8 protein-coding genes and 1 pseudogene are annotated in these 8,092 nt (G+C 67.1%); 4 read left to right on the top strand and 5 right to left on the bottom strand.

The window, feature by feature from the left end:
• The 5 genes and pseudogenes from ACP690_RS10415 to rhmD all read right to left on the bottom strand — a co-directional run.
• A pseudogene (locus tag ACP690_RS10415) lies at positions 1 to 287 on the bottom strand (5-dehydro-4-deoxy-D-glucuronate isomerase); the annotation flags it as partial.
• A complete protein-coding gene (locus tag ACP690_RS10410; RefSeq protein WP_426260963.1) occupies positions 287 to 1,234 on the bottom strand; it encodes an amidohydrolase family protein in 948 nt (315 codons plus the stop codon). The gene ACP690_RS10410 and the pseudogene ACP690_RS10415, both read right to left, overlap by 1 nt.
• Positions 1,234 to 1,983 (bottom strand): SDR family oxidoreductase, encoded by a 750-nt coding sequence (locus ACP690_RS10405; RefSeq protein ID WP_241892216.1) that lies wholly within the window; start codon positions 1,981 to 1,983, stop codon positions 1,234 to 1,236. Before ACP690_RS10405 ends, ACP690_RS10410 begins: the two co-directional genes overlap by 1 nt.
• Positions 1,980 to 2,843: a fumarylacetoacetate hydrolase family protein gene (locus ACP690_RS10400; protein WP_426260964.1), complete on the bottom strand. Its 864-nt coding sequence runs from the start codon at positions 2,841 to 2,843 to the stop codon at positions 1,980 to 1,982. The genes ACP690_RS10405 and ACP690_RS10400 overlap by 4 nt, the downstream gene beginning before the upstream one ends.
• Positions 2,844 to 2,854: 11 nt before the next feature.
• On the bottom strand, positions 2,855 to 4,042 hold the full coding sequence (gene rhmD / locus ACP690_RS10395; RefSeq protein WP_294211025.1) for an L-rhamnonate dehydratase: 1,188 nt from the start codon (positions 4,040 to 4,042) through the stop codon (positions 2,855 to 2,857).
• 136 nt (positions 4,043 to 4,178) lie between these two features.
• Between rhmD and ACP690_RS10390 the strand changes: the two genes are divergently transcribed.
• The 4 genes from ACP690_RS10390 (at position 4,179) to ACP690_RS10375 (ending at position 8,091) form a co-directional block, all read left to right on the top strand.
• Positions 4,179 to 4,943: an SDR family NAD(P)-dependent oxidoreductase gene (locus tag ACP690_RS10390; protein ID WP_426260965.1), complete on the top strand. Its 765-nt coding sequence runs from the start codon at positions 4,179 to 4,181 to the stop codon at positions 4,941 to 4,943.
• A 222-nt stretch (positions 4,944 to 5,165) separates the two neighbouring features.
• Positions 5,166 to 5,960, top strand: a complete 795-nt coding sequence (locus ACP690_RS10385) for an IclR family transcriptional regulator (RefSeq protein WP_043059125.1) — start codon at positions 5,166 to 5,168, stop codon at positions 5,958 to 5,960.
• A gap of 80 nt (positions 5,961 to 6,040) precedes the next feature.
• Complete coding sequence (locus ACP690_RS10380; protein ID WP_426256599.1) at positions 6,041 to 6,874, top strand: rhamnogalacturonan acetylesterase; 834 nt, start codon at positions 6,041 to 6,043, stop codon at positions 6,872 to 6,874.
• Entirely contained in the window at positions 6,862 to 8,091 is a 1,230-nt protein-coding gene (locus ACP690_RS10375; protein WP_426260966.1) for a rhamnogalacturonan acetylesterase, read from the top strand. Before ACP690_RS10380 ends, ACP690_RS10375 begins: the two co-directional genes overlap by 13 nt.
• Position 8,092 lies beyond the last annotated feature (1 nt).

Genomic DNA, 8,092 nt, shown 5'->3' with positions numbered 1-8,092 from the left:
TCGACCGTGACTTTGCCGTCGACCTTGCCGACGTTAACGATCGCCATCTCGCGGCGTTCGAGGAAGGGGTGGCCCGCCGCCGACGCCGGCTCGGTCTGGTCGGGCAGCTTGACGCTGCCACTCGCCACCGCGGCGCCGCCGATCACGAACCGCTCGGCATGCGTGTAGTTCAACACGCACTCGCCGTCGCGGAACAGCCCCTGAATCAGATAACGGTCGCGCAGCTCGTCGTTCGACACGCACTCCATCATGTCCGGATGCGTCGCGTAATAGGTCCGGTCGTACATCAGTGATTGTCCTTGGTAAGCGGCAGGTCGAGCCCCAGCCGGTAGATGCGGTTGGCGTTGCCGGCGAACAGCGCGCGGCGGTCGCTATCGCCCAGATCCATGACGACGGCATGGCACGCCTCCATCTGCGCGTCGAGACTGCCGAACAGGCGGTCGGTCGGCAGGTCGCTCGCGACCATCGCCCGCTCCGGGCCGAACAGGTCGATGACGGTGCGCACCGTGTCGCGCACGAACGCCGCATCCCAGTCGCGCCTTGCAAACCCGAAGCCCGACAGCTTCACCGCCACCTGAGGACAGGCGGCCAGCGCGGTCAGGCCGCGACGCCATTCACCGTAACCGTCAGCGTCGCTCAACACCGCCATGCCGGCATGATTGACGATCACCGGCACCTCCGGGTGGCGTGCGGCAAGCGCCGCCATCGCCGGTATCTGCCCCGGATAGCATTGCAGGTCGAACGACAGGCCATGCCGCGCCAGCGCCGCAAAACCGCGCTGCCACGCATCGTCCTGCGTCACGTCACGCGGGGTATAGCTGCGCTGCGGATCGGCGTGCCAGTTGACGATATGGCGGATGCCCCGCACCCGCGGGTGGCGTGCATGGGCGGCAAGCACCGTCTCCACCTCGGGATCGTCAAGCGCCGCGAAGGCGACGATGCCGGTCGGCAGCCCATCCGCCTCCGCCAACCCCTCCAGCCATTCGGTCTCGGCGAGCGCATCTGCGGGATCGGCTCCGGCATCGACATGCACCGCGCCGACGACGTTCCACCGCGCCATCTCGCGCCGGTAATCCGCGGGCAGATAGGTGCTGGCGATCGGCTCGACCGATCCGTTCGGGCCATCGTCGGCGAAGGGCGGGGTCAGCCACGGATAGCGCAGCCGCGCGAGGTCCCACAGATGGATGTGCGCGTCGACGAACGGAATCGCCGTATCGTCGCCCGCATGCGCCATCAGTAGGTCGTCCGCCCGCCCGACGTGTCGAAGGTCGACGCGGTGGTGAAGCTGCATTCCTCGCTGGCCATGAAGCAGACCATCGCCGCGCTTTCCGCGACTTCGCCCAGCCGCCCCATCGGGATCTTGCCGCGCATATAATCGACCTGGCTTTGCGGCAGCTGTGCGAGGATCGGGCTCTCGAACGTCGCCGGGGTCAGCGCATTGGCGATGACGCCCTTGCCCGCCAGTTCCTTGCCCAAGGATTTGGTGAGGCCGATCACGCCCGCCTTGGTGGCCGAATAGGCCGAGGCGTTGGGGTTGCCCTCTTTGCCCGCGACGGACGCGACGTTGACGATCCGGCCATAGCCGTTGGCGACGAGATGCGGCACCACCGCGCGGCAGCAATAGAACAGGCCGTTCAGGTTGATGTCGACGACGCGCAGCCAGCTGTCGATCGGGTATTGATCGACCGATGCGGTCGCGCCCGTAATCCCCGCCGAGCAGACGAGGATGTCGACCTTCCCCAATGCCGCAACGGTGGCGTCGGTTGCGCGGGCGACGGCGGCGGCGTCCGATACGTCGAACGCCTCGATATGCGTCGCGCCGATCGCCGCCTGGGTTTCGGCGAGGCGGTCGGCATCGACGTCCCACAAGGCAACGCGGCCGCCTTCCTCGACGATCCGCTTGGCGACCGCGCAGCCGAGACCCGACGCGCCGCCGGTGACGATCGCGGTGCGGCCGGCGAAGCGGCCTGCGTAGCTGGTCACGCGGGCAGCTCCATCGCGAAGGGGACGCAGGTCTGGCGCTGTTCGCCAAGGCCGGTGATGCCGAGGTGCATCGTATCGCCCGCCTTAAGGAAAATCTTGTCGGGCTTCTGCCCCTCGCCCACGCCCGGCGGCGTGCCGGTGATCAGCAGGTCGCCGGGATGCAACGTAATGAAGCGACTGACATAGGCGATACATTCGGCGACCGGGAAGATCATCGTCGCCGTATTGCCGGTCTGCATCCGCTTGCCGTTGACGTCGAGGAACATGTCCAGCCTTTGGCAGTCGCCGACCTCGTCCGCCGTCACCAGCCACGGGCCCACCGGGCCGAAGGTGTCGCAACCCTTGCCCTTGTCCCACTGGCTGCCGAGTTCCTTCTGGAACGCGCGCTCCGACACGTCGTTGGCCAGCACATAACCGGCGACATGATCGAGTGCATCCGCCTGTTCGACGTAGCGGCAGGTCTTGCCGATGACGATGCCCAGCTCGACTTCCCAGTCGGTCTTTTGCGAATCCCTGGGGATCATCACCGGATCGTTCGGCCCGGTCAGGCACGAGATCGCCTTGGTGAAGAAGATCGGCTCGGGCGGCGGTTCCAGACCCGCCTCCTTGGCGTGGTCGGCATAGTTCAGGCCGATCGCGATGAACTTGCCGATCCCGGCGACCGGCACGCCGTAGCGCGGGTTACCCTCGACCAGCGGCAAGGTGGCGGGATCGATTTCGGCGAGACGCGCCAGCGCCTCGGGCGTGACTTCGGCGGGCGTCACATCGGCGATCACGCCCGACAGGTCGCGGATGCGGCCATCCGTATCGATCAGGCCGGGCTTTTCGGCACCGCGGGTGCCGTAACGACAGAGCTTCATGGGACAAATCCTCAGTGCGTATAGGGGCGGTGCAGCGGCACGTCGGCGTTCAGCTCGACGCCGAAGCCGGGCTTGTCGAGCGCGCTCGCGCGGATGCGACCGTTCTGCGGCACCGGTTCGCCCAGCAGCTGCGGCGCGAACATCGGCACCACTTCGGTCGGGCCGGGGTGCATCATCAGGAATTCGGCGAAGGGCGAATTGTGCCGGGTGATGACGAAGTGATAGCTGTAGACCGATGATCCGTGCGGGATCATCATCACGCCGCGGCTGTCGGCGTAATTGGCGATCTTGATCAGTTCGGTCACGCCGCCGCACCAGCCCACGTCCGGCTGGATGATGTCGCAGCAGCCCATGTCGATCAGCATGCGGAAACCCCAGCGCGTCGCCTCATGCTCGCCGGTGGTGACGAGCAGCCCCGGCGGTGCCTTCTTGCGCAATTCGGCATAGGCCCAGTAATCGTCGGGGCTGAGCGCCTCCTCGATCCACTTGAGCCCGCATTCGTTCCAGGCCCGGTGCGCGAGCCGGGTGGCATAATCCAGGTCGAGCGCCATCCAGCAGTCGTACATCAGCCAGAAATCGTCGCCGCATTTGCTACGCATATCGGCGAGCAGCGCGATGTTCTTCTCCATCCCCTCCAGCCCCTCGGCCGGGCCGTGATGGAGCGGCAGCTTGCCGCCGATGAAGCCCAGTTCCTTGGCGACATCGGGCCGCGCACCGGTGGCATAGAATTGCAGCTCGTCACGCACCGCGCCGCCCAGCATGTGATAGACCGGCTCACCGCGCAGCTTGCCGAGCAAATCCCATAGCGCCAGGTCGACGCCGGAGATCGCGTTCACCACCAGCCCCTTGCGGCCATAATATTGGGTCGAGAAATACATCTGGTCCCAGATCTTCTCGACCTCGTGCGGGCTGCGGCCTTCGAGGAAGCGGGCAAGATGCTTTTCGACGATATAGGCGGCGGGCTCGCCCCCCGTCGTCACTGCGAAGCCGATCGTGCCGTCTTCCGCCTCGATTTCGACCACCAAAGTGCCCAGCACATTGATGCCGAAGCTCTGCCGCGACTGGCGATATTCGGGATAGCGGCTCATCGGCGTGGCGATGTGATCGTCGATCCAGTGGCCCGCGCCCTGATCGTGATAATCGGCCCCCGCCCCGCGCGCGACAAAGGCGCGGACATGCTTGATCTTCGACAACGCCACGGCAAGCCCCTCTGCCCGGTTTACTTTCTCACTTTATGGGATAGGATACTAGCTAGTGAGACTCCGGGCGTCAATCGGCTCTTTGGCTGAAATGGCACCGGGACTACAGCACAATGGATCGACAGAGAGGAATGCGATGAAACTGCTCGAAGGCAAGACGGTGGTCGTCACCGGCGCCTCCACCGGCATCGGCCGCGCCATCGCCATCGGCGCAGCGCAGCATGGCGCGGACGTCGCGATCAACTTCGCGCGCGACACGGACGGCGCGGCGCAATGCATCGCGGGGATCGAAGCCGCCGGCCAGCGTGGGCTTGCGATCCAGGGCGACGTCGCCGACCCTGCCACCGCGACCGACTTCATTGCGCAGGCGGTGCAGGCGTTCGGCAAGGTCGACGTGATGGTGTCGAACGCCGGCATCTGCCCGTTCCACAGCTTCCTCGACATGCCGGTCGAGACGTTCGAACGCACGATGCGCGTCAACCTGCACGGCGGCTATTATATGTGCCAGGCGGCGGCGCGGCAGATGGTCGATCAAGGCCATGGCGGGTCGATCATCGCCGTCTCCTCCATTTCGGCGCTCGTCGGGGGCGAATTCCAGACGCATTACACCCCGACCAAGGCGGGGCTCCATTCGCTGATGCAGTCCGCCGCCATCGCGCTGGGCCGGCACAATATCCGCTGCAATTCGCTGCTGCCCGGCACCATCCTGACCGAGATCAACAAGGACGACCTCGCCGACGAGGAGAAGCGCACATATATGGAAGGGCGCGTGCCGCTTGGTCGGCTGGGCGTGCCGGAGGATATGGCGGGGCCCGCCGTTTTCCTCGCGTCCGACCTGGCGCGCTACGTCACCGGCGCGGCGTTGCTGGTCGATGGCGGCGCCTTCGTGAACCTGCAATAGGCGCAACCCTACCCCACCATCACGCCGCCTGTGCACGTCGCCGAGTTCGCACCGCGGATCCGGCGACGTGCGCAGGCGCATGGTCCGCACGCCGTCCGTTTTGGCCGCTGATTGGCGACAGACCCGGCGTTTTATCGCTCGACAGCGCCCCATGCGCCGGGCAAATAGTCCCATATTATGGCACGAGGACGCAGGTCGCTCGCGTCGCAGGAGAGCTCGACCATGCCCGCTTCCGCCGCCAAGGCCGCAACAGCCGATCCCAGCGAGGCAAAGGCTCCCTCCGGCAGCCAGACGCTGTTGCGGGGGCTCGACCTGATCGATGCGGTCGCCGATCGCCCGATCGCGCTCGCCGAACTCGCCAGCCGGCTCGGCCTGACGCGCAGCACGACGCACCGCCTCGCCAGCGCATTGATCGACCGCCGCTTCCTCACCTTCACGCCGCGCCAGGGCTATCGCCTGGGGCCGAAGCTGCTCGAACTGGGCTTCCTCGCGCAGCAGCAGGCCGACGTCGTCCAGATCGCGCGCGACCATATCGAGGCACTCGCGGCCGCGTCGGAGGATACGGTGCATCTCGGCGTCCGCGACCATGACCGCGCCCTGTATCTCGACAAGATCCCCGGCCGCCGCCGCGTCGAGATCAGCAGCCGCGTCGGCGACCGCCAGCCGATGACGTCGACCGGCCTCGGCAAGGCGCTGATGCTCGACGATCCCGAGCGGCAGTGGCAGCCGCATTTCGAGGCCGATCATAACACGGCCGATTACGACCTGTGGCTGTCGCGCATGCGGGGCTATGTCGGTCGCGGCTGCGCGTTCGACCTTGAGGAAAACGAAGACCAGATCCGCTGCGTCGCCGCCCCGATCCGCGATGCCAGCGGCCGCATCGTTGCCGCGATCAGCGTGTCGAGCGCCGCGCAATATATGTCCGACGATCGCATGACGACGCTGACCGACGAGGTGCTCGGCACCGCGCATGCGATCAGTCGCGACCTCGGCTGGCGCGACCCGGCACAGGGCTGACCCTTCTCAAATACCAATCACCGCTTGCACTATATGGGATAGTCTTCCATACCCTGCATCACGGCCGACAAGAGCCGTGGGTGACAGGAGGATGGGTGCATATGGCGACGGTGAAGCCACTGCTCGGGATCGCCGCGATCCTGCTGCCGCTGGCGGCCAGCGCCGCGGCGCAGGATCAGGCAAGCCCGATGCGTATCGTCATCGCCGGCGATTCGACCGCCAAGGATTACACTGCGCAGCAATATCCGCTGTCGGGCTGGGGCAGCCTATTGCGCTGCGCGGTCGGGCCCGAGGTGACGATCGACGATCGCGCCCAGGCGGGTCGCAGCACCAAGAGCTTCATGGCGGAAGGACGGCTCGACGCGATCGCGCGGACGCTGAAGCCGGGCGACACGCTGCTGATCCAGTTCGGCCATAACGACGCAAACCAGGCCAAGCCCGAACGCTACACGCCGATTCCCGATTACGAAGCGAACCTGAAGCATTTCATCGCGGTCGCGCGCATGGCGCATGCGCAGCCGGTGCTGATCACCCCGGTGACGCGCCGCGCCTTCAAGGACGGCCATGTCGTCCCGAGCTTCCCCGCCTATTCCGCCGCCGCCAAACGCGTCGCGGACGAAACCAAAGTGCCGCTGATCGACCTTGCCGCGCTGTCCGAACGCTGGATCGACGCGCTGGGGCCGGACGGGTCGAAACGCTATTACCTCCATTACGCCAAGGGTGAGGGGCTGCCCGGCTATAAGGACGCAGTCGACGACGACACGCACTTCAGCGAGCTGGGCGCGCGCCGCATCGCCGATCTGGTCGCGGGCGGTCTCGCCGCGACCGGCCTGCCGATCGCGGGCCATATCCTGAAGGACCGTCCGGCCCTGCGCCGCGATACGCCCGCGGGCGGCCCGTCGTGTACGCTCTGACCGCCTTGGCGGCTGCGGTGGCGGTGGTTGCGCCCGCCGCCATGCCTGCGCGCACCTATGTCTTAGTCGGCACGACCCGCGATCCCGCCGCGATCCGTGTCGCGCCCGGCCGGGCCTATGCCGACGGGTTCGGCTATGAGGCCGATCCCCATCTCTTCTCGATTGCGGCGGCACCGGGCAATTATGCGGTGACGGTCACGCTGGGCGATCCCGCCCGCGCGACCGATACGACGATCAAGGCGGAGAACCGCCGCCTGATGCTCGACGCGGTCCGCACGCGTCCCGGCGAAATCGTCACGCGGCGGTTCATCGTGAACGTCCGCAACCCCCAGCTGGCACCGCCGCCCGCCAACGCGCCCGGCGGCAGTGCGGTGCGCCTGAAGCCCCGCGAGCTCGGCGCGCTCAATTGGGATGACCGGCTGACGATCGAGGTGCTGGGCCACGCGCCCGGCCTGCGCACCGTATCGATCGCGCCCGTCGACGTGCCGACGCTGTTCCTGCTTGGCGATTCCACCGTCACCGATCAGCCCGCGGAGCCCGCGGCGAGCTGGGGCCAGATGCTCCCCGCGTTCCTGGCGCCCGAGATCGCCGTCGCCAACCATGCGGAGTCGGGCGAGACGCTGAAATCCTTCTTGACCGAGCTGCGGCTCGACAAGGTGCTGGCGAGCGCGAAACCCGGCGACATCGCGATGATCCAGTTCGGCCACAACGACCAGAAGGCGCAGTGGCCGCAGACCTATGCCGATGCGGCGACGACCTATCGCGACTATCTGCGCACCTATATTGCCGAGCTGCGCCGGCGCGGCGTCACCCCGGTGCTCGTCACCTCACCCGAGCGGCGGATGTGGACCGCCGACGGCCATATCCGCCCGACGCTCGCCGATTATGCCGCCGCGGTTCGCGCCGTCGGTGGGGAAACGCAGACGCCGGTCATCGACCTCAACGCCGCCTCGATCCGTGTCTACGAGGCGCTGGGGCGGACGCGCGCGCCGCTCGCGTTCAACGACGACGGTCGCGACGCGACGCATCACGACAATTATGGCGCCTGGGTGCTCGCGCATATCGTCGCCGATGCCGCGCGGCGACAGGTGCCCGCGCTCGCCCGCCTGGTGCGCCGCGACCTGACCCCGCTCGACCCCACCCAGCCGCCTGCGCCCAAAGCCTTCCGCCTCGCCGCCAGCGGCGCGCACAGCACGCAACGCCCGGCAGGAAACTGAC

It is taken from the genome of Sphingomonas sp. DC4900 (assembly GCF_049896485.1).
GTDB lineage: Bacteria > Pseudomonadota > Alphaproteobacteria > Sphingomonadales > Sphingomonadaceae > Sphingomonas > Sphingomonas aquatilis.
Note: the sequence above shows the minus strand (reverse complement) of the source record. Positions and strands in the feature narration are given on the sequence as shown.